16 protein-coding genes, 1 tRNA gene and 1 pseudogene are annotated in these 19,896 nt (G+C 72.9%); 10 read left to right on the top strand and 8 right to left on the bottom strand.

Annotation, left to right across the window (positions count from 1 at the left end):
• Nucleotides 1-4 precede the first annotated feature (4 nt).
• A pseudogene (locus tag ACIRG6_RS20245) lies at nt 5-346 on the bottom strand (LysR substrate-binding domain-containing protein); the annotation flags it as partial.
• A 380-nt stretch (nt 347-726) separates the two neighbouring features.
• Between ACIRG6_RS20245 and ACIRG6_RS20240 the strand changes: the two are divergent.
• On the top strand, nt 727-1,395 hold the full coding sequence (locus ACIRG6_RS20240; protein ID WP_403323853.1) for an NAD(P)-dependent oxidoreductase: 669 nt from the start codon (nt 727-729) through the stop codon (nt 1,393-1,395).
• A gap of 19 nt (nt 1,396-1,414) precedes the next feature.
• On the opposite strand, the gene ACIRG6_RS20235 is transcribed toward ACIRG6_RS20240, so the two are convergent.
• The 4 genes from ACIRG6_RS20235 to ACIRG6_RS20220 form a co-directional block, all read right to left on the bottom strand.
• The gene (locus ACIRG6_RS20235) at nt 1,415-2,416 is read right to left on the bottom strand and encodes a DUF389 domain-containing protein (RefSeq protein ID WP_403323850.1); all 1,002 of its coding nucleotides are present in this window, start codon (nt 2,414-2,416) and stop codon (nt 1,415-1,417) included.
• Nucleotides 2,417-2,563: 147 nt separating this feature from the next.
• Nucleotides 2,564-2,639, bottom strand: a tRNA-Arg gene (locus ACIRG6_RS20230).
• Nucleotides 2,640-2,686: 47 nt separating this feature from the next.
• Nucleotides 2,687-4,306, bottom strand: coding sequence for an IclR family transcriptional regulator domain-containing protein (locus ACIRG6_RS20225; RefSeq protein WP_403323847.1), 1,620 nt, complete (start codon nt 4,304-4,306; stop codon nt 2,687-2,689).
• Nucleotides 4,307-4,401: 95 nt separating this feature from the next.
• Nucleotides 4,402-5,700 carry a M6 family metalloprotease domain-containing protein gene (locus ACIRG6_RS20220; protein ID WP_403323845.1) on the bottom strand — a complete coding sequence of 433 codons (1,299 nt, stop codon included), beginning with the start codon at nt 5,698-5,700 and terminating at the stop codon, nt 4,402-4,404.
• A 374-nt stretch (nt 5,701-6,074) separates the two neighbouring features.
• Here ACIRG6_RS20220 and ACIRG6_RS20215 point away from each other — a divergent pair, with 374 nt between their 5' ends.
• Nucleotides 6,075-6,728, top strand: a complete 654-nt coding sequence (locus ACIRG6_RS20215) for a TetR/AcrR family transcriptional regulator (RefSeq protein WP_239765978.1) — start codon at nt 6,075-6,077, stop codon at nt 6,726-6,728.
• 159 nt (nt 6,729-6,887) lie between these two features.
• Nucleotides 6,888-8,423 carry an MFS transporter gene (locus tag ACIRG6_RS20210; RefSeq protein ID WP_318213256.1) on the top strand — a complete coding sequence of 512 codons (1,536 nt, stop codon included), beginning with the start codon at nt 6,888-6,890 and terminating at the stop codon, nt 8,421-8,423.
• A 118-nt stretch (nt 8,424-8,541) separates the two neighbouring features.
• Here ACIRG6_RS20210 and ACIRG6_RS20205 read toward each other — a convergent pair whose 3' ends face one another.
• Nucleotides 8,542-9,057, bottom strand: coding sequence for a MarR family winged helix-turn-helix transcriptional regulator (locus tag ACIRG6_RS20205; protein ID WP_239765980.1), 516 nt, complete (start codon nt 9,055-9,057; stop codon nt 8,542-8,544).
• A gap of 110 nt (nt 9,058-9,167) precedes the next feature.
• Here ACIRG6_RS20205 and ACIRG6_RS20200 point away from each other — a divergent pair, with 110 nt between their 5' ends.
• Entirely contained in the window at nt 9,168-9,953 is a 786-nt protein-coding gene (locus ACIRG6_RS20200; RefSeq protein WP_364673742.1) for a dioxygenase family protein, read from the top strand.
• 8 nt (nt 9,954-9,961) lie between these two features.
• On the opposite strand, the gene ACIRG6_RS20195 is transcribed toward ACIRG6_RS20200, so the two are convergent.
• Entirely contained in the window at nt 9,962-10,498 is a 537-nt protein-coding gene (locus ACIRG6_RS20195) for a GNAT family N-acetyltransferase (protein WP_364673739.1), read from the bottom strand.
• A gap of 236 nt (nt 10,499-10,734) precedes the next feature.
• Here ACIRG6_RS20195 and ACIRG6_RS20190 point away from each other — a divergent pair, with 236 nt between their 5' ends.
• Entirely contained in the window at nt 10,735-11,733 is a 999-nt protein-coding gene (locus ACIRG6_RS20190; protein ID WP_225637955.1) for a sigma-70 family RNA polymerase sigma factor, read from the top strand.
• A 395-nt stretch (nt 11,734-12,128) separates the two neighbouring features.
• Nucleotides 12,129-12,818 carry a TetR/AcrR family transcriptional regulator gene (locus ACIRG6_RS20185; RefSeq protein WP_403323841.1) on the top strand — a complete coding sequence of 230 codons (690 nt, stop codon included), beginning with the start codon at nt 12,129-12,131 and terminating at the stop codon, nt 12,816-12,818.
• Between the two features lie 169 nt (nt 12,819-12,987).
• On the opposite strand, the gene ACIRG6_RS20180 is transcribed toward ACIRG6_RS20185, so the two are convergent.
• The gene (locus ACIRG6_RS20180; RefSeq protein ID WP_364673733.1) at nt 12,988-13,956 is read right to left on the bottom strand and encodes a helix-turn-helix transcriptional regulator; all 969 of its coding nucleotides are present in this window, start codon (nt 13,954-13,956) and stop codon (nt 12,988-12,990) included.
• A 61-nt stretch (nt 13,957-14,017) separates the two neighbouring features.
• Between ACIRG6_RS20180 and ACIRG6_RS20175 the strand changes: the two genes are divergently transcribed.
• From ACIRG6_RS20175 to ACIRG6_RS20160, 4 genes are all read left to right on the top strand, one after another.
• Nucleotides 14,018-15,544 (top strand): MFS transporter, encoded by a 1,527-nt coding sequence (locus tag ACIRG6_RS20175; RefSeq protein WP_364673730.1) that lies wholly within the window; start codon nt 14,018-14,020, stop codon nt 15,542-15,544.
• Between the two features lie 388 nt (nt 15,545-15,932).
• Nucleotides 15,933-16,694, top strand: a complete 762-nt coding sequence (locus ACIRG6_RS20170) for a DeoR/GlpR family DNA-binding transcription regulator (protein WP_189233206.1) — start codon at nt 15,933-15,935, stop codon at nt 16,692-16,694.
• Nucleotides 16,691-17,638 carry a 1-phosphofructokinase gene (gene pfkB, locus ACIRG6_RS20165; RefSeq protein ID WP_364673724.1) on the top strand — a complete coding sequence of 316 codons (948 nt, stop codon included), beginning with the start codon at nt 16,691-16,693 and terminating at the stop codon, nt 17,636-17,638. Before ACIRG6_RS20170 ends, pfkB begins: the two co-directional genes overlap by 4 nt.
• 154 nt (nt 17,639-17,792) lie before the next feature.
• A complete protein-coding gene (locus tag ACIRG6_RS20160) occupies nt 17,793-19,874 on the top strand; it encodes a PTS fructose transporter subunit IIABC (RefSeq protein WP_364818263.1) in 2,082 nt (693 codons plus the stop codon).
• Nucleotides 19,875-19,896 lie beyond the last annotated feature (22 nt).

Genomic DNA, 19,896 nt, shown 5'->3' with positions numbered 1-19,896 from the left:
AGTGTCAGGGCGCCGTGGACGGCGGTCCGGTCCCGAGGACGTCGAGCATCGCCCGGGTGGCCGGGCTCGGGTTGAAGGGGTTCCACACCAGGTACTCGACGCGATGCGGCCCGTCGACCACCGGGACCAGCGCCAGTCCGGGGTCGTCGGCGGCCCGCGGCCGGATGAACGCCGACGGCAGCAACGCGACGCCGAGCCCGCGCGCGATCAGCCGGGTGATCAGCTCCACGACCCCGGCTTCGTACGCGACATGGCGGACCAGACCCGCGGCGGCGAACGCCTGATCGGACCGGTCCCGGGCGGGCGTGCCGCTCACGAAGTCCACGAACGTCTCTTCGGCGATCTCGCCACGGCGACGACGTAGCGCATCTGCTGCAGATCCACACAGTCATCGTTCTGGTTCATCGCTGTGATGACAAGCATGTGTTGGACTCATGACCGGCTGGAACTGAGACTCCCTCATATGCACACCACAACCGCGCGGGCGCCGGGGCCGCCGAGCATCCCGTACGCGCACCGGGCGGCCACCGTCGCACTGACCGCACTCGCCCCCCGCCTCCTGGGGCGAGTCACTGAGCCTGCTGCAGACCCTCGGGGCTTCGCCCTCGCACTGGCGGCGTTGCTGGCGGCGCAGCTCGACGTCCCGGCGCGCGGCGGACCGGCGGAGGGGCCCGGAATCCGAGAAGACCAGCTGCACGACGACGAGATACGAGAAGGACGGGCCCGATGAGGACACGCATGACGATCGCCGTACTGGGCGCCACCGGGATGGTCGGCAGCCGGGTGATCACCGAGGGCGGCGCCCGCGGCCACCAGATGCTCGCCCTGTCCCGGAAACCGGCGGGTGATGACGGGAGGAGCCCGAACGTCACGCCGATCGCGGTGGACGTCGACGACGCACCCGCCCTGCGCGAGGCACTCGGGGGGTCCGCGTCCCATGGCGCGGCGGACGCCGTCGTCGTGACCTTGCGGACCGTGCCGGTCGACGAGGCGTTCCTGGTCGGCGCCACCCGGACGGTGCTGGACATCGCCGCACAGCTCGGGATCCGCGTCCTCGTGGTCGGCGGCGCCGGCGCACTGCGCAGCCCCGGCGACGGCGATCTGCTGGTCGCCGACGACCCGGAATACGTACCGACCGAGATCAAGGCCGTGGCCGCCGCGGGCATCGCCCAGCTACGGACCTGCCGGTCCCACACCCATGGGGACTGGACCTACCTGAGCCCACCGGCCCTGCTGGAACCCGGCGAACGCACGGGCCACTACCGCCGCGGCACCGACACCTTGCTCCTCGACGCGGACGGCCGATCCTGGATCAGCGCCGAGGACCTGGCCGCCGCGGTGATCGACGAACTGGAGACCCCCGGCCCCGACCACCTCATCACGGTGGCCCACTGAACGCAGCCGTCCGAGGGCGTCAGCCGCCGACCTTTCCGGCCGTGATCTGCCGGCCGCGTGTGCTGTCGACGACGATGGGGATGCCGTCGGGGATGTGGCCCTCCAGGCTGCTGAGCAGCCCGTCGATCGGGGGCAGGTCACCAGGGCTGCGCACGTGGATGTAGAGGGTCCTGGACTGTGCGTCGACGCTGGTGACCATCGCGCCCGGGCTCTGCGTGAGCCACCGCTCCGCGGCGCTCTTGGCCCGCAGGGTCCAGGTGTTGAGCAGGACGGTGGCGACCGTGTTGGCGCCCAGGGGGAGCAGGACGGCCGTGAAGAGCAGCCCGAGCATGACGTAGGCGCGGCGAGGCCCGTGAGGGGTGCGCCGTCCGGCGGTGTGGGTGTACCCGAGGCCGGCGAAGACGACCATGCCGGCGAAGACGAGGGCGAAGAGGTTGGACAGGAAGAGCACCAGGGCGCCCAGCGCCGGCCACCACGCCGTCTGGCCGGCGCAGACGCCGGTCACCACGAGGGGCGGTACGAGGGAGATCGCGATGGCCACTCCGGGCAGGACGGCGGCGACGTCCTTGCGGGCCAGCGCCACGGCGCCGGCGAAGCCCGTGGCCAGAGCGGAGATCAGGTCCATCAGTCCCGGGGAGGTCCGGCCCGAGATCTGGCTGTTGGTCAGCAGGTCGTAGGACTGCGGCACCACCAGTGAGGCCACCGCCCCGACGAGGACCACCAGCAGGCCCCCGGAGGCCACGAACGCGGCGGCGGTGGTGCGGCGGCGCTGTACGGCCCCCAGGGCGATGCCCATGATGGGAGTGGAGAGCGGGGCGATGATCATGGCGCCGATGACGGTGGCGGTGGAGTCCGTCAGGATGCCCCCGGCCGCGATGACGGCGGACAGCGTGAGCATGGTCCAGAAGGCCGACTGCTTCGACCGGCTGTCCCCCGACGAGAGATCCAGGTCTTGCTGAAGGTCGTCCAGAGAACGGCGTTGACGGTCCGGCAGGACCTTGGCACGGAGTTGGCCGGGCATGCGCTCAGTATCGTGACCGCGAGGACCCCCACCCGGCAGGAACACGACCGCACCGCCGGGCGTGGCAGCGGGCGTGCTACATGTGCGCTGCCAGGACGAAGGCCCTCCCGTGCATCGGACGGAAGGGCCTCGGACCAGACGTTCCTCTGGTGCCCCCGGCAGGATTCGAACCTGCGACACCCGCTTTAGGAGAGCGGTGCTCTATCCCCTGAGCTACGAAGGCCTGGTGCGGTGGTACGGCTGTGCCACCGCCGACAGTGTAGCGGGTGGTCAGGTCGGGGGGACGGGGGTGAAGCGGCCCGCTGTGCGGAGGTCCGTCTCGATGGCGGTGGCCGTCCGGCGCAGTTCCGGGAGGATTTCCGTCACGCACGCCTCCGTCGTCCGGCGGGCCGCGTGCATCGCCACGTTCACCGCGGCCACGACCCGGCCCGTGCGGTCGCGTACCGGGACCGCGATCGAGCGCAGGCCGGCTTCCAGTTCCTCGTCGACCAGGGCCTCCTCCAGGTCCGCGAGGAGGACGCGGCCCGGGGCGGTCGCCGGGGCCGGGAGGCGGGCGCCCACGGTGATGCGGGCGCTCATCACGCGGCTCGGGGAGGCCCGCGCCGTGTACTGGATCTCCTCGCCCGAGTCCGACAGGACGGCCAGGGAGGCCGACTCGTTGACCCGGGCCGCCAGTGCGGTCAGGTGGGGCTGGGCGATCTGGGGGAGGGAGAGGCGGGAGAGGGGCGGGAAGCCGAGGGAGAGGACGCGGGGGGTGAGGGTGAAGGTGCGGTCGGGGGACTGTGTCACCAGGCCCGCGTGTTCGTGGGTGATCAGGGCCCGGCGGACCGTCGCCCGCGCCAGGCCCGTCGCCTTCGCGACCTCCGTCAGGGTGAGGGCGGGCCTGCTCTCGCCGAAGGCCGTCAGTACGGTCAGACCGCGGGCGAGGGACTCCACGAATTCCCGGCCCAGTTCCTGTTTCGACGCGCCCGTCCAGGTGGCGAGGCCCGCGGGCGGGGGGCCCGGCGCCGGTGGCGGGGCGTGGCGCAGGTCGTCCTCCATCTGCGTCACCGCCGAGCGCAGGCGGGGCAGCAGGGCGGCGCGCAGGTCCTGTGCCGTGTGGCGGCTGGTGTGGCTCACCACGCTCGCCACGCACGCCACCCGGCCGGTGCCCGGATCCCGTACCGGGGCCGAGACCGCGACCAGGCCCGGTTCGATCAGCTGGTCGTCCAGGGCCCAGCCGTCGGCCGCCGCCCTCGCCGTACGGCGCTCGAAGTCCGCGTCGGGGACGGCGGCGTGGTCGCGTGGCGGTACGGAAGCAAAGGAGCGGTCCTCCGGGTCCGTCGCCCGGCGGTCGTGCCAGTGGCGCCAGTCGGGTTGCGTCCACTCCGTGGCGAACAGCGGGCCGGGTGCGGTGCGCTCGGCGGGCAGCAGGTCGCCGATGCGGAAGCTCAGGGACATCGCCCGGCGGCGCGTGGCCTGGTGGATGAAGCGGACGCCGTCCCGGTCGCCGACGGCCAGGGACACCGACTCGTCCAGCTCGTCGGCGAGGGCGTCGGCCCGGTGGGACAGCAGGGCGGGGAGGCGCAGGGCGGAGAGGTAGGCGTTGCCCAGTTCCATCAGGCGGGGGGCGAGGGTCACGTCGCGGCCGTCCAGGCGGACGTATCCCATGCGGGCCAGGGTGGCGGTGACGCGGTCGACCGTGGAGCGGGCCAGGCCGGTGGCCTTCTCCAGCCCGCTGAGGCTGAGGGTGCCGCCGTCCGCCTCGGTCAGCCGCCGCAGGACGGTGATGCCCCGCAGCAGCGGCGTGACCGCCTCGGCCGGTGCGACGCCGCCCCCCGTGCCCCGCACCTGCCCGGCGCCCCCGGCGTCGATCGGGTCGGCGGTGTCGTTCGTGTGGTTGGCGGGCATCGGCTCTCCGGTACGGCGGTCGCGGCAGGCCTACCGTAATGCGGGGACCGACAGTCCCCTCTCTCCCATGCTTCGGCCCCCGCCGCGCCGGGACGTCAGCCCCGCGTCACCCGCACCTGATGGTCCCCCTTCAAGTCCGCCCCCGACACCGTGATCGTGACGCCCCGGCGCGGGTCCTTGAAGGTCTCGCCGGGGATGAACGCGGCGTCCGAGAGTTCGGCGTGGACGTTGGGGCTGCGGGTGCATCCGCCGCTGTTTCTGCGGGAGTCGTACACCGTGACCGGGCCCATCCCCGTGTCCACGTCCGCGTCGACCTTGTAGATCAGTACGCCCTCGCGGCAGACGGCCTCGTCGTTGCCCTCGCGGGTGCGCAGCTCGACCGCGTACCCGGACTTCCCGTTGAGCGGTACGACGACCAGCTTGTCACCGCCCTTGCGGGCCAGCGGCGTCAGCGTGTACTCCGTCGTGCCCGGCCGCGACGCGCAGTGCACCTGGGACGGGTCGAGCCAGCCCAGCTTCCACTTGTGCCAGCCGAGCAGGTCGTTGTCGGCGCCCCAGTCCTCGCTCATGATGTCCCAGTGGCCGACCGCGCCGCCGCCCTCCTGGGTGTAGAGGTCGGGCAGGCCGAAGACGTGGCCGTTCTCGTGGGGGAGGACGCGGTAGCCGGTCTTGTCGTAGGAGCCGGAGCCGTCGTCCTGCCGGGAGTAGACGAAGGACGCGTTCGCCACCGGGACGCCGTCGGCGACCGGGGCCTCGGTGTTGCCGGCGAAGGTGACGGACAGGACCGTGTCCAGGGCGGAGGGGCCGGCGTTCGGTGTCACCAGCACGTTCAGCAGGTCGTAACCGCGGAAGTCCACCTTCGCGTCGGCCACCGACACCAGGTCCTGCACCAGGGCCCGGTAGCCGGGATCGAAGGGGGCGCCGCGCTCTATGCCGTACTCGGCGAACGACTTGGGCATGCGCAGCCAGCCGTGGATCGGGGTCTCGGGGCGGTAGTCGAGGCGGCCGTAGGAGCTGGTGCGGAACCACTCCCGGGTCTGCGGGAAGAACTCGTCGTACCGGTCCAGGGCCTTGCCCTCGCCGGGCGCGTCGGAGAAGTCGATCATCAGGTTGAGAGCCCGGACGGTGCCGGTGGAGCGGGCGTATCCGGACGAGGTCGGGACGCCTTCCGACATCTGGATCTCGGAGCCGCCGCTGATCATGCAGGGGCCGTGCGCGGAGGAGCGGGACAGGGTGGCCGGGCTCGGGCCGGCCGTCGAGGTACCGGGGGCGAGCCGGCCGGTGCCCGCCGAGGTGCTGACGGCGAGCGTCAGGACGGCGACCGTCGCGATCGCGGCCGGCCGGCGCATGCGTATCCGACGGCTCGGCGGCCGCACCTGCGGCTGCGGCTGCATGCTGACCTCCCGGAGGACGGCAGCCGCCGGTCACCGGCTGCACCCTTGCGCTCACCCTGTGTCGAGGGGTGTGCGGGCGCTCGCTGGGGCGGACCGATCGTGGGTTTCTCGCGGGTAGCCTCCGGCGGTGTCCGGGATCGGGGCGTCCGTGCAGCTCGCGGCCCTGTTCGCGGCCTCTGCGCGGCCCGGCGGGGAGCCCGCGCGGGCACCTTCGGGGCAGGCGTCGGAGGACGCTCGAAGAGGTGTGACGCAGGTCACCGCGAATCGTTCTGCGGGTGGGAAATAACCGGGGATCGTTTCCCCGTTTAGCCCTGTGTCCGAGTGAAACGGGGAGACGCTCCCCGGATCGCCCCCTCAGTCCCGAGGAGTATGCCGTGCAGACCGCGACCCCCGTGCAGCGCAAGGCGACCCGGCCGCGCGCCGACGCCCTGCGCAACCGGGAGCGGATCGTCACCGCCGCCCGGGAGATGTTCGTCGAGCACGGCCCCGACGTGCCGCTCGACGAGGTCGCCCGCCGGGCCGGTGTCGGCAACGCCACGGTGTACCGCAACTTCCCCGACCGCGACGCCCTCGTCCGCGAGGTCGTCTGCTCGGTCATGGACCGTACGGCACGGGCGGCCGAGCTGGCCCTCGCGGAGACCGGCGACGCGTTCGAGGCGCTGGAGCGCTTCGTGCATGCCGCCGCCGACGAGCGGATCAGCGCGCTGTGCCCGATGGTGTCCAGCACGTTCGACCAGCACCACCCCGACCTGGAGGCGGCGCGCGACCGGGTCGAGCGGCTCGTCGCCGAGGTCATGGAACGGGCCGCCGCGGCCGGGCAGCTCCGCAGTGACGTGGGCGTGGGCGATGTGATGATCGCCGCGGCCCAGCTCAGCCGGCCTCCGGCCGGTACGGGGTGCGTGAGCGCCGACCGGTTCGTCCATCGCCATCTGCAGCTGTTCCTGGACGGGCTGCGGGCTCCCGCCCGCTCCGCCCTGCCGGGGACGGCCGTGACCCTGGAGGACCTGCGCCGGCCCTGCGACCAGTAGTCCACCACCAGTACGTCCGCGACCAGTAGCCCGTCACCAGTAGTTCCGTGACTCATGACCGTCTGACCTGAGGACGGCGGCCCCGTGGCCGTCGCCCCGGCTCCAGTCGTCCCTTTTACCGACCTTTTTCCGTCACGAAGTCCCGAAGTGGGTATCCCCATGTCTCAAGCAGCCGTCAAGGCTCCCGGCGTCCCGGACGCCGGCCGCTGGAAGGCGCTCGTCTTCATCGCGCTCGCCCAGCTGATGGTCGTCCTCGACTCGACCATCGTGAACATCGCCCTGCCCTCCGCCCAGCAGGACCTCGGCATCTCCGACGGCAACCGGCAGTGGGTCGTCACGGCCTATGCCCTCGCCTTCGGCGGTCTGCTGCTGTTCGGTGGCCGGATCGCCGACCTGTGGGGACGCAAGCGGACCTTCGTCCTCGGCCTGGCCGGCTTCGCCGTCGCGTCCGCGCTCGGCGGTGCGGCCACCAACGAGGCGATGATGTTCGGCTCCCGCGCTCTCCAGGGCGCCTTCGGCGCGCTGCTCGCGCCCGCCGCGCTCTCCCTGCTCGCCGTGATGTTCACGGACGCCAAGGAGCGTGCCAAGGCGTTCGGCATCTACGGCGCCATCGCCGGTGGCGGTGCCGCCGTCGGTCTGATCCTCGGCGGCTTCCTCACCGAGTACCTGGACTGGCGCTGGACCTTCTTCGTCAACGTCCCGTTCGCGGTCGTCGCCGCGGCCGGTGCGTACCTGGTCATCCGTGAGCCCGAGGGCGGCCGCAACCGCTCCCCGCTCGACGTCCCCGGCGTGATCCTGTCCACCCTCGGTCTGGTCGCGCTCGTGTACGGCTTCACCCGCGCCGAGTCGGCCGGCTGGAGCGACAGCCTGACGATCGGCATGTTCGCCGGCTCCGTCGTGCTGCTGGCCGCCTTCGTGCTGGTCGAGCAGCGGGTCAAGGCCCCGCTGCTGCCGCTGCGCGTGGTCACCGACCGCAGCCGCGGCGGTATCTACCTCTCGCTGGGCCTGGCCATCATCGGCATGTTCGGCCTGTTCCTCTTCCTGACCTACTACCTGCAGATCGTGAAGGGCTACTCGCCGGTGAAGACCGGCTTCGCCTTCCTGCCCATGGTCGCGGGCATGATCACGGGCTCCACCCAGATCGGCGCCCGTCTGATGACCCGCGTCCCGGCCCGTCTCCTGATGGGCCCCGGCTTCCTGGTCGCCGCCGTCGGCATGCTGCTGCTGACCCAGCTGGAGGTCGACACCTCCTACGCCGCCGTGCTGCTGCCCGGCATGCTGCTGCTCGGTCTCGGCATGGGTACGGCGTTCATGCCGGCCATGTCCCTGGCCACCCAGGGCGTGCAGCCGCGGGACGCCGGTGTCGCCTCCGCGATGGTCAACACCTCCCAGCAGGTGGGCGGCGCCATCGGTACGGCGCTGCTGAACACGATCGCCGCCTCGGCCACCACGTCGTACATCGCCGACCACATCGGCGGCGCGGCCGGCCGGTCCCAGCAGCAGCTCGTCCAGCTGGAGGGCATGGTGCACGGCTACACCAGCGCGATCTGGTTCGCCGTCGGCATCCTGGTGGCCGCCGGTGTGATCGCCCTGACCTTCGTCAACGCCGGCCGTCCGGGCAGCACGCCCGTCACGGGGTCCGGCTCCGGCGACGGGGTCGAGGACGAGCTGCCGGTGCCGGTCGTCGCCCACTGACACCGGCCGGTGACACCCCTCGGGCCCTGAGCACCACCTGTGCCACCCGTGCGGAGGGGGAGGGGACGCCCCGTACGCACGGTTCCCCGCGGACCTGCCCGGCTCCTGAGCGATCCGCTCAGCGCAGCCAGGGCAGGTCCGCTCCCGCCTCGGCGGGCTGAAGTCCCTCGGCGACGATCCGCATGATCTCGCCGAGGGACTTCTGCTGTTCCGGGGTGAGCCGGTCGAACACGGCCTGGCGCACGGCGTCCACGTGGCCCGGTGCCGTCTTCCGCAAAACCGCGTACCCCTCGTCCGTGAGCACCGCGAACTGGCCGCGCTTGTCGGACGGGCAGTCCTCGCGGCGCACCCAGCCGCTCTTCTCCAGGCGGGCGATCGCGTGCGAGAGGCGGGAGCGGGTGATCTTCGCGTACTTGGCCAGTTCCGTCATCCGCAGGCGCCGCCTCGGCGACTCGGCGAGCTTGACCAGCAGGCCGTAGTAGACGTGGGGCATGCCCGCGTCGCGCTGGAGCTGGCGGTCGAGGTGGTCCTCCAGGAGGGTGGCGGCCTCGATGTAGGAGCGCCACACGAGCTGCTCCTCGTCGGTGAGCCAGCGGGGCTCGTCGGCCGGGGCCGGGATGGGTGCCGTGTTCATGTATCCCACTGTACGAGACTATTTCTTGAAAGTTAAACAAAAAGGGCGTACATTCGGCGGTGAAAGAGATTGAGACTTCAAGCAACAGTCAGTGATGGGGAGCCGCCGCCATGTCGACCGACGTCCGGGAGCGCATGCCCGCCCTCTACCTCAGCCACGGCGCCCCGCCCCTCGCCGACGACCCCGTCTGGCCCGGCGAGCTGGCCGCCTGGGCCGCCGGCCTGCCGCGCCCGAAGGCGATCCTCGTCGTCTCCGCCCACTGGGAGGAGGCCCCGCTCGCCCTCGGCGCCACCCGTACGGTGCCGCTCGTCTACGACTTCTGGGGCTTCCCCGAGCACTACTACCAGGTGCGCTACGAGGCCCCCGGCGCCCCCGAGCTCGCCGACTCCGTCCGCAAGCTGCTGCGCGCCCCCGGTACGCCCGTGCAGGACGTCCCCGACCGCGGCCTCGACCACGGCGCGTACGTCCCGCTGGTGGAGATGTACCCGGACGCCGACGTCCCGGTCCTCCAGGTGTCCATGCCGACCCTCGATCCCGTCCGGCTGATGGAGATCGGCCGCAGGCTGGCGCCCCTGCGCGACGAGGGCGTGCTGATCGTCGGCTCCGGGTTCTTCACCCACAACCTGGCCGCCCTGCGCCAGGGCGGCGTACCCGCCTGGTCCGCGGAGTTCGACGACTGGGGGCGGCGCGCGCTCGAGACCGGCGACGTGGACGCGCTGCTCGACTTCACCCGCAAGTCCCCGGCTGGCCTGCTCGCCCACCCGCGCACCGAACACTTCGCCCCGCTGTTCGTCACGATGGGGGCGGCCGACGCGGCCGGCGAGCTGGACCTGCGCAAGTCGGTGATCGACGGGTTCTGGATGGGGCTGGCGAAGCGGTCGGTGCAGTTCGGCTGACGGCTCGGCTACCCCTCGCGGCGGTGCGGGAGCGGCTTCTCGTACCAGGCCACGTCCCAGTAGCGGCCGAACTTGCGGCCCACCTCGCGGTACGTGCCCACGTGCCGGAAGCCGAGGCGCTCGTGCAGCCGGACGGAGGCCTCGTTGGGCTGCGCGATGCCCGCGTAGGCACGGTGCAGGTCCTCGCCGGCCAGGGCCTCGAAGAGCGCCGTGCAGAGCAGCGTGCCGATGCCCCGGCCGCCGGCGTGCGGGGCGACGTAGACGGTGGTCTCCACCGAGGTCGCGTACGCGGGCTTGGCGCGATAAGGGCTGGATGTGGCGTAGCCCAGAATCTCCTGTGAGTCCGCGTCCGTGGCAACCCTCAGCCGGTACGGGCCGTCTTCAGGGTGGGAGAGCAGCCACGAACGGCGCTCTTCCGGGGTGAAGGGGTCGGTGTCGAACGTGATGGGCGTCTCACGTACGTAGTGGTTGTAGAGCTCCGTGAGGGCCTTGAGGTCGTCCTCGACCCCCGGCCTGACCTGGACATCCGTGCGCTCCGACGGCATCGTTCCCCCTCCTGCGGCGGCACAGGGTACTGCATGATCAGAAAAATCGGGGGACGGGTTGGGAATTCTGTCCGGATTCCAGTCGTTGTTTCCATCGGATGCAGGGCACCCGAGGAGAGTCCCGAGGGAGTCCGGAGACGGATTCCGCAACAGCAAGGCAGAGACCGGAGACGACCCCCACAGTGCCGAACGTCCACTGGACCACCCGCTGAACCACTCATCGCAAGGGAGCACGCATGGCAACCCGTGCCGTCGCCCGTCGTAAGTCCGCCACCGGCGAGACGGCCGACGCGGCAACCAGCGTCCGCGCCAACGGCGGCGAGCTCGCCGACCGCGATCTGGTCGGCATGTACCTCGACGAGATCGCGCGGACCCCGCTGCTCGACGCCGCCAAGGAGGTCGAGCTGTCCCAGACCATCGAGGCGGGTGTGTTCGCGCGGCAGGTCCTCGAAGGCTACGAGGAGACCGGGGCGGATGCCACCAGGGAGGAGCTCGAGGCCCTGATCGCCGAGGGTGAGCGGGCGAAGGACGTCTTCATCCGCTCCAACCTCCGCCTGGTCGTCGCCGTGGCCCGCCGCTACCCGCGCAGCGGTCTGCCGCTCCTCGACCTCATCCAGGAGGGCAACGCCGGCCTGGTCCGGGCGGTCGAGAAGTTCGACTACCGCAAGGGCTTCAAGTTCTCGACGTACGCGACCTGGTGGATCCGCCAGGCCATCACCCGGTCGATCGCCGACCAGTCGCGCACCATCCGCCTGCCCGTCCACCTCGTGGAGGAGCTCGGCCGGATCCGGCGCGTGCAGCGCGAGTTCAACCGCGAGCACGGCCGTGAGCCGGAGCCCGCGGAGATCGCCGCCGAGCTCGGTTCGACGCCGGAGCGTGTGGTCGACGTGCTCGACTGGGCCCGCGACCCGGTCTCGCTGAACATGTCGGTGGACGACGAGGGCGAGACCCAGTTCGGCGACCTGCTGGAGGACACCTCCGCCGTGTCGCCCGAGCAGTCCGTGATGACGCTGCTGCGCAGCGAGGAGCTGGACGACCTGATCGGCCGCCTCGACCCGCGCACGGCCTCCATCATCAAGATGCGCTACGGCATCGACGACGGCCGCGAGCGCACGCTGACCGAGGTCGGCAAGGAGCACGGACTCACCCGCGAGCGGATCCGGCAGATCGAGAAGCACGCGCTGCTGGAGCTGAAGAAGCTGGCGCGTGACACCGGCTTCGAGGCGGCGGCGTAAGACGTCGGGGGCCGTCGCAGGACGGCCCCGTGAGGCGGGGGCGTGGCGTGACGCCTGGGGCGTACGCCGGTGGCCGAAGCCCGCGCAAACATGGCGTGTAACGCTGCTTCAAGCGGCAGGGGCCCGGGAACAAGAATCCCGGGCCCGGCGGTTCGGGCCCCGATCCGCACCGGATCCGACGCACACTGGACCAGGTCCCGACGCACTCCCCCCGGCGCCGGGACTTCCCGAGCCGGGCTCGGCGCCCCTCCCCCCCCGGGTGCCGCAGCCCGGCTCTCTCCGTCTGCGGGCGGGGGCACGACTGCGCGGGCCATGACGAGCGGGCCACCCCGAACCTGAACCCCGGGGTGACCCGCCGGATGGCAGATTCTGCCACAGCGGCATAGCCTGCCGAAGTGAGCAGCACCACCCGTACTCCCGCCCTCGGCCGGCCACCGGTCTCGCTGACCGAGCGGCGCAAGGCCGAGACCCGCATGGACATCGCCCGCGCGGCGGCCCGCCTCTTCGTGCACCAGGGCCTGCGGGCCACCCGGGCCGAGGACATCGCGCACGCCGCCGGCATCGCCCCGCGCACCTTCTACCGGTACTTCGCCACCAAGGAGGAGGCCGTCGCGCCCCTCTACGCCCTGGGCGCCGAGCGCTGGATCGAGGCGGTACGGGACGCCCCGGCCGAGCTGTCCCCGCCGCAGGCCCTGGAACACGCGGCGCGGCACACGCTGACGCCGGGTGCCGGGGTGTCCGTCGCGTCCTGGGAGGGGGCCCGGACGCTGATCCGCCTGGCCGAGACGAGTCCGGCGCTGCGGAAGGTGTGGGCCGACGTGTGCCACCTGACCGAGCGGGCGCTCGGGGAGGCGTTGGCCGAGCGGGTCGCGGCGGCGCGCCGTGAGGGCGACGACAACGTTGCCGAGGCGCCGGTGGCCGGACCCCGGCTCCGCTTCGCCGCCGCCACGGCGGGGGCGGCGGTGCGGGTGGCGGTGGAGTACTGGGCCGCGTCCGCGGAGGAGGCGGGGAGGGCGCTGGACCTGGCGCTGGAGAACCTCGACGTGCTGCGGGGGTTCGTGTGGGAGGAGGCGCCGGGGGTGTAGCGCGGTGGGGTGGGCGGCGCCCGGGTGGGCCGCGCAGCCGGGCTGGGCTGGGGTACGGCGGTGGGTCGCGTGACTCGGTGGTGCCGAGGTGTCGCCGGGCCCGCCCGTGTCGCGCCTGGCGGCACGGGTGCCCGTGGTTGGGCGGTGCGCCGGGGGGCGTGGGGAGGGGTCAGGTCTCCGTGGCTCGGGTCAGGCGGGCTGCCAGGGTTCGTACGCTGGTCACCAGTTCCGGGGGTTCCTGGACGCGGAAGTCCACCCCCAGCATCGCGAGCCGTACCGCCATCCACTCCACCGCGTCCGAGACCGTGGCCCGCAGCACGCACGACGTCCCGTCGTCCAGCGCTTCCGGCGGGCCGAGCCACCCCGGCAGCCGGGCAGCGACCTCGCGTACCGGCGCGGCGAAGGTGACGACGATCTCGTACGAGTCGCCGCGCCGCTGCATGGACCGGCGCAGATACTCCGCCGCGTCCCCCGTCGGCAGCTCCCGCGGAGCGAACCGCGCGCCCGTCGCGAACGGCTCGCTCACCCGGTCCACCCGGAACGTCCGCCAGTCGTCGCGGTCGACGTCGTACGCGACCAGGTACCAGCGCCGCCCCGTCGACACCAGCCGGTACGGCTCCGTCAGGCGCCGCGACTCGGTGCCGTCCCCGGCGCGGTAGGCGAACCGCAGCCGCTCATGTCCGGCCACCGTGGAGGCCATCACGGTCAGCGTCTCGGGCGCGATGCTCGGCCCGTCCCCACTGGTCAGCGGCGTCGTCGCGGCCTGCAGCGTGGCGACGCGGTGCCGCAGCCGCGACGGCAGCACCTGTTCCAGCTTGGCCAGCGCCCGCACCGACGCCTCGTCCACGCCCTCCACCGCGTGCCCCGCCCCGGCGCGCAGCCCGACCGCGATCGCCACCGCTTCCTCGTCGTCGAGCACGAGCGGCGGCATCGCCTTGCCGGCGACCAGCCGGTACCCGCCGTCGGAGCCCATGGTCGCCTGCACGGGGTAGCCCAGTTCGCGCAGCCGGTCGATGTCCCGCCGGACCGTGCGGCGGGAGACCCCGAGCCGGTCGGCGAGCTCGCCACCGGGCCACTCGCGGGGTGTCTGGAGGAGGGAGAGCAGCGTCAGGAGCCGGGCCGGAGTGTCCGTCGTCATGAGCCGAGGATGCCCCAGATATAGGACATGATCTGGCCTACTGGGGTCCTAGCTTGGTCCCATGACCTTCACGCACACCCCGGACACACCCCAGGACCGGCCCGCCGCGGGCGGCGACCGCCGGCGCTGGTTCGCCCTCGCGATCGTGATGACGGCGGCGTTCATGGACCTCGTCGACGTGACGATCGTCAACATCGCGATCCCGTCGATCCAGCGGGACGAGGGCGCCTCCTTCAGCCAGATCCAGTGGATCACCGCCGGATACGCCCTTGCCTTCGCCGCCGGCCTGATCACCGGCGGACGGCTCGGCGACATCCACGGCCGCAAGCGGCTGTTCCTCGTGGGCATCGGCGGCTTCACGCTCGCGTCCGCGCTGTGCGGCTTCGCGGTGAACCCGGAGATGCTGGTCGCCTCCCGCATCCTCCAGGGCGGCATGGCCGCGCTGATGGTGCCGCAGGTGCTGTCGATCGTGCACGCCACCTTCCCGGCGCACGAACGCGGCAAGGTGTTCGGGCTGTTCGGCGCGATCGTCGGACTCGGGGCCGTCTCCGGCCCGCTGCTCGGCGCCCTGCTCACCGAGTGGAACCTCTTCGGCCTGGAATGGCGGCCCATCTTCCTCATCAACCTGCCGGTCGGCATCGCCGGCCTGATCCTCGGCAGCCGCTTCATCACCGAGTCCAAGGCCCCGCGCGCCCTCAAGCTGGACCTGGTCGGCGTCGCCCTGGTCACCCTCGGCCTGCTGATGCTGATCTACCCGCTGACCCGGGGCCGTGAGCTGGGCTGGCCGCTGTGGGGGTACGTGTCGATGGGCGGCGCGTTCGTCGTCCTCGCGGTGCTGGTGGCGTACGAGCGGCGCAAGAGCGCGCGGGACGGGTCCCCGCTGGTCGAGCTGTCGCTGTTCAAGGTCAAGAGCTTCGCGGCGGGCATCGCCGTGCAGACCGTCTTCGGGGTCGGTCTCGGCATCTTCTTCCTGGTGTGGACGCTCTACATGCAGGTGGGGCTGGGCTGGAGCCCGCTGCGGTCCGGCCTGACGGGCGTGCCGTTCTCGATCGCGGTGTCGACGGCGGCGGGCCTGTCCGTGCAGCAGCTGGTCCCGCGCTTCGGGCGCAAGGTGCTCCAGGCGGGCGCGCTGGTGATGGCGGCCGGAGTGCTGCTCTACATCTGGGAGGCCGAGCGGTACGGACTCGGCATCACGTCCTGGCAGATGGCGCTGCCCCTGGTCGTCATGGGTCTCGGCATGGGCCTGATCGTCGCCCCGCTGACGGACGCGGTGCTGTCCCAGGTGCCGCGCGAGCACGCCGGTGCGGCGTCCGGGCTGATCAACACCGTGCAGCAGATGGGCAACGCGCTCGGACTCGGCCTGGTGTCGGTGGTCTTCTTCGGCACGATGGACGACCACCTCACCAGGGCCGGCATCGGCCCGGCCTACGCGGACGCCTTCCAGAACGCGCTGGGCTGGGTGGCCGCGGTGATGGGCGCCATCTTCCTGCTGATGTTCGCCCTGCCCGAGCGGCCGGCCCAGCACGTGGAAGGGGCGGACGCGCAGGAGGAGGCCGCGGCGGCGGAGAAGAAGCCCGCACTGGTCTGACGACGGGGCGGTCGACGGCCGAACGGGGACGCGGGGGGGGGGGGGGGGGGGGGGGGGGGGGGGGCGCCCCCCCCCCGCCGGGGGGCCCCCCCCCCCCCCCCCCCCCCCCCCCCCCCCCCCCGGCGGGGGGGCGGGGGGGGGGCCCCCCCCGGCGGGGGGGGGGGGGGGGGGGGGGGGGGCGGGGGGGGGGGGGGGGGGGGGGGCGCCCCGGGCCGCCCCCCCCCCCCCCCCCCCCCCGTCCCGGGTTCGACCCCCACTCGCCTCAGGCCCACGCCCGTTCATGCCCGGTTGTGTCTGATCACTTCCACTTGCCTGTTTACATTCCCGAAAACCGGGCGTAGCCTCCCGTGAAACCACACGTTCGGGCACAAGGTGGAGGTGAACAGGCATGTACGCACCGGAGCGGCAGCAGGAGATCCTCCGGCTCGCCCGGGACGGCGGCCGGGTGGACGTCGTGTCGTTGGCCGAGGAGTTCCAGGTGACGGCGGAGACCATCCGCCGCGACCTCAAGGCCCTCGACCGCGCCGGTCTGCTCCGCCGGGTGCACGGCGGCGCCATCCCCGCCGGGCGCCTCGACTTCGAGCCGGACCTCGCCGAGCGCGAGTCCACGGCGGCCGGCGAGAAGGAGCGGATCGCCAAGGCGGCCCTCGCGGAACTGCCCGCCGAGGGCACGGTCATCCTGGACGCCGGTTCGACGGTGGCCGGCCTGGCCGCCGCCTTCCCGCCCGAGGCGCAGCTCACCGTCGTCACCCACAGCCTGCCCATCGCGGCCCGCCTCGCCGACCACCCCGGCATCCAGCTCCACCTGGTCGGCGGGCGCGTGCGGCACCGTACACGGGCCGCCGTGGACGCCTGGGCGCTGCGCGCTTACGGCGAGATCCGCGCCGACGTGCTGATGGTGGCGGCCAACGGCTTCTCCGCCGAGCACGGCCTGACCACCCCCGACCTCGCCGAGGCCGCGGTCAAGCGGGCCGCCGTCGCCGCTGCCCGGCGCGTGGTGCTGCTCGCCGACTCCTCCAAGCACGGCCAGGAGCACTTCGCCCGCTTCGGCGCCCTGAGCGACGTGGACCTGCTGATCACCGACAGCGGGCTGAGCCCCGAAGACGCCGCCGCCATCGAGCGCGACGGCACGGAAGTAGTACGCGCATGATCCTCACCGTCACCCCCAACCCGTCGCTGGACCGCACCTACGAGGTGCCCTCACTGGACCGCGGCGAGGTCGTCCGTGCCACCGGCGAGCGGGTCGATCCGGGCGGCAAGGGCGTGAACGTCTCGCGTGCGGTCACGGCGGCCGGGCAGCGCACCGTCGCGGTCCTGCCCCTCGGCGGCGCGCCCGGCGCGCTCGTCGCCGACCTGCTCGACGCCCAGGGCATCGAGGTCGCGCCGGTGCCCGTCGCCGGGGCCACCCGCTCCAACATCGCGCTCGCCGAGGCCGACGGCGTCCTGACGAAGATCAACGCTCCGGGGCCCGAACTGTCGGCGGCCGAACAGGAACTGCTCCTGGAGACCGTACGGCGGCAGTCGCGCGGCGCCGACTGGATCGCCTGCTGCGGCAGCCTGCCCCGCGGACTCGCCCCGTCCTGGTACGCCGCCCTGGTCGCCCGGGCGCACGCCGCCGGAGTCCGCATCGCCCTGGACACCTCCGGGCCCGCCCTGCGCGAGGCGCTGAGCGAGCGGCCCGACGTGGTCAAGCCCAACGCCGAGGAGCTCGCCGAGGTCGTCGGGCGCCCCCTGGCCACCGTCGGCGACGCCGTGAAGGCCGCCGAGGAGCTGCGCGCACTGGGCGCGCGTGCCGTGCTCGCCAGCCTCGGTGCCGACGGGCAGCTCCTCGTGGACGACGCGGGCACCTGGTTCGGCAGCGCCCGCGTGGACGCCGTCCGCAGCAACGTCGGCGCCGGTGACTCCTCCCTCGCCGGATTCCTCATCGCCGGCGGCGGCGGACCGGGGGCCCTCGCCTCCGCCGTCGCGCACGGCGCCGCGGCCGTCCGGCTCCCCGGCAGTGTCATGCCGACACCGGCCGACCTGGACCCGGCCGCGGTGACGGTCACGGACCGGGTGCCGGTGGACCGGGCGCTGACGGAGCCGGTGTCATGACCGCCCCGCGCGGCGCCGGCGCCCTCCTCGGCCTTCACCCCCGTACCCCCGTCCCCAGTACTTCCCAGCGCACCACCCCTCCCCGCAGTACCTCCGTCCCCACCCTCGCCCACCACCCCGCGTTCCGGGCGATACGCGAGCTAAGGAGCCCGCGATGAGCGACATGATCACCGCGGATCTGGTCGACCTCGACCTGTCCGCCGACACCAAGGAAGCGGCGGCGCGCGCCCTCGCCGAACGCATGGTGGCCCAGGGCCGGGTGACCGACCTGGAGGGCTTCCTCGCCGACGTGGCCGCCCGCGAGGCACAGATGCCGACCGGCCTGGACGGCGGCATCGGCATCCCGCACTGCCGCAGCGAGCACGTCACCGAGCCGACCCTCGCCTTCGGCCGCAGCGCGCCCGGCATCGACTTCGGCGCGGCGGACGGCCCGGCCGACCTGATCTTCCTGATCGCCGCTCCGGCGGGCGCCGACGACGCCCACCTGACGATCCTCTCGTCCCTGGCCCGGCAGCTGATGAACGCCGAGTTCACGGCCGCGCTCCGCTCGGTGGGCGACGCCGGGGCCGCCGCGGCGCTGATCCGCGGGGAGGAGCCGGCGGCTTCCGACGGCGACGAGGACTCCGTGGCGGTCTCGGCGGCGGCCTCCGCCGAGACCGCCACGGGCAGCACGGCGAGCAGCGCCACGAGCGGCGTCGAGAGCGACGAGACGCCGGCGGCGGAGCCCGAGCGGCCCTTCCGCATCGTCGCCGTCACCTCCTGCCCCACCGGCATCGCCCACACCTACATGGCGGCCGAGTCGCTGGAGAACGCGGGCCGCGAGGCGGGCGTCGAGATCGCCGTCGAGACCCAGGGCTCGGCCGGCTTCACCCGGCTCGACCCGGCGGTGATCGAGGCGGCGGACGGCGTGATCTTCGCCCACGACGTGCCCGTGCGCGACAAGGACCGCTTCGCCGGGAAGGCCACCGTCGACACCGGCGTCAAGGCGGCCATCAACCGCCCCGGCGAGCTGATCACCGAGGTCCGCGGCAAGGCGGCCCGCGGCGAGGTCACCTCCGCGTCCCCGGGCGCGACGCCCGTCGAGCGCGGCGGCGAGCCCGGCGAGGGCTACGGCACCAAGCTGCGCAAGTGGCTGATGTCGGGCGTCAGTTACATGGTGCCCTTCGTCGCGGCGGGCGGTCTGCTCATCGCCCTCGGCTTCGCGATCGGCGGCTACGAGATCAACAAGGCGCCGTCGGTGATGGACCACTTCGTGTGGTCGCAGGCCGACAGCTGGGCGGCGCTGCTCTTCCAGATCGGCGGCGTGGCGTTCGGCTTCCTCGTCCCGGTCCTGGCCGGTTACATCGCCTACGGCATGGCCGACCGGCCCGGCCTCGTCCCCGGCTTCGTCGGCGGCTCGATCGCGCTGACCATCAACGCGGGCTTCCTCGGCGGTCTGGCGGCCGGTCTGATCTCCGGTGCCGTGGTGATGGCGATCCAGCGGGTGCGGATCCCGGCCGCGCTGCGCGGCATCATGCCGGTGGTGGTAATCCCGCTGGTCTCCTCGGCGGTCGTCGGCTTCCTGATGTTCGTGGTGATCGGCAAACCCATCGCGTCCGCGCAGAAGGCGATGACCGACTGGCTGAGCGGACTGTCCGGCGCCAACGCCGTCCTGCTCGGCGCGCTGCTCGGCCTGATGATGTGCTTCGACCTCGGCGGCCCGGTCAACAAGGTCGCCTACGCCTTCGCCACGGCCGGCATCGCGGTCAGCGACCCCAGCGACTCGGCGATGAAGATCATGGCGGCGGTCATGGCGGCCGGCATGGTCCCGCCGCTGGCGATGGCCCTGGCCACGACCGTGCGCGGCCGGCTGTTCAACGCCGCCGAGCGCGAGAACGGCAAGGCCGCCTGGGTGCTGGGCGCCTCCTTCATCTCCGAGGGCGCGATCCCGTTCGCCGCGGCCGACCCGCTGCGGGTCATCCCCTCCTCGATGGTGGGCGGCGCGCTCACCGGCGCCCTGTCGATGGCCTTCGGCGCGACGCTGCGCGCCCCGCACGGCGGCATCTTCGTGGTCCCGCTGATCGGCAACCCGCTGCTCTACCTGGTCGCCATCGCGGCCGGCGTCTGCGTCACCACGGCCCTGGTGATCGTCCTCAAGGGGCTGCGCAAGCAGGCGCCCGGAACGGCGGCACCGGGAAGCGGCGACGGGGCCCCGTCGGCCTCGACGGCGGGGACGAAGGAGCCGGTGGCGGCCTGAGGAAGCCTGTGGGCACGGTGAC

Source organism: Streptomyces flaveolus (assembly GCF_044765825.1).
Lineage (GTDB): Bacteria > Actinomycetota > Actinomycetes > Streptomycetales > Streptomycetaceae > Streptomyces > Streptomyces flaveolus.
Note: the sequence above shows the minus strand (reverse complement) of the source record. Positions and strands in the feature narration are given on the sequence as shown.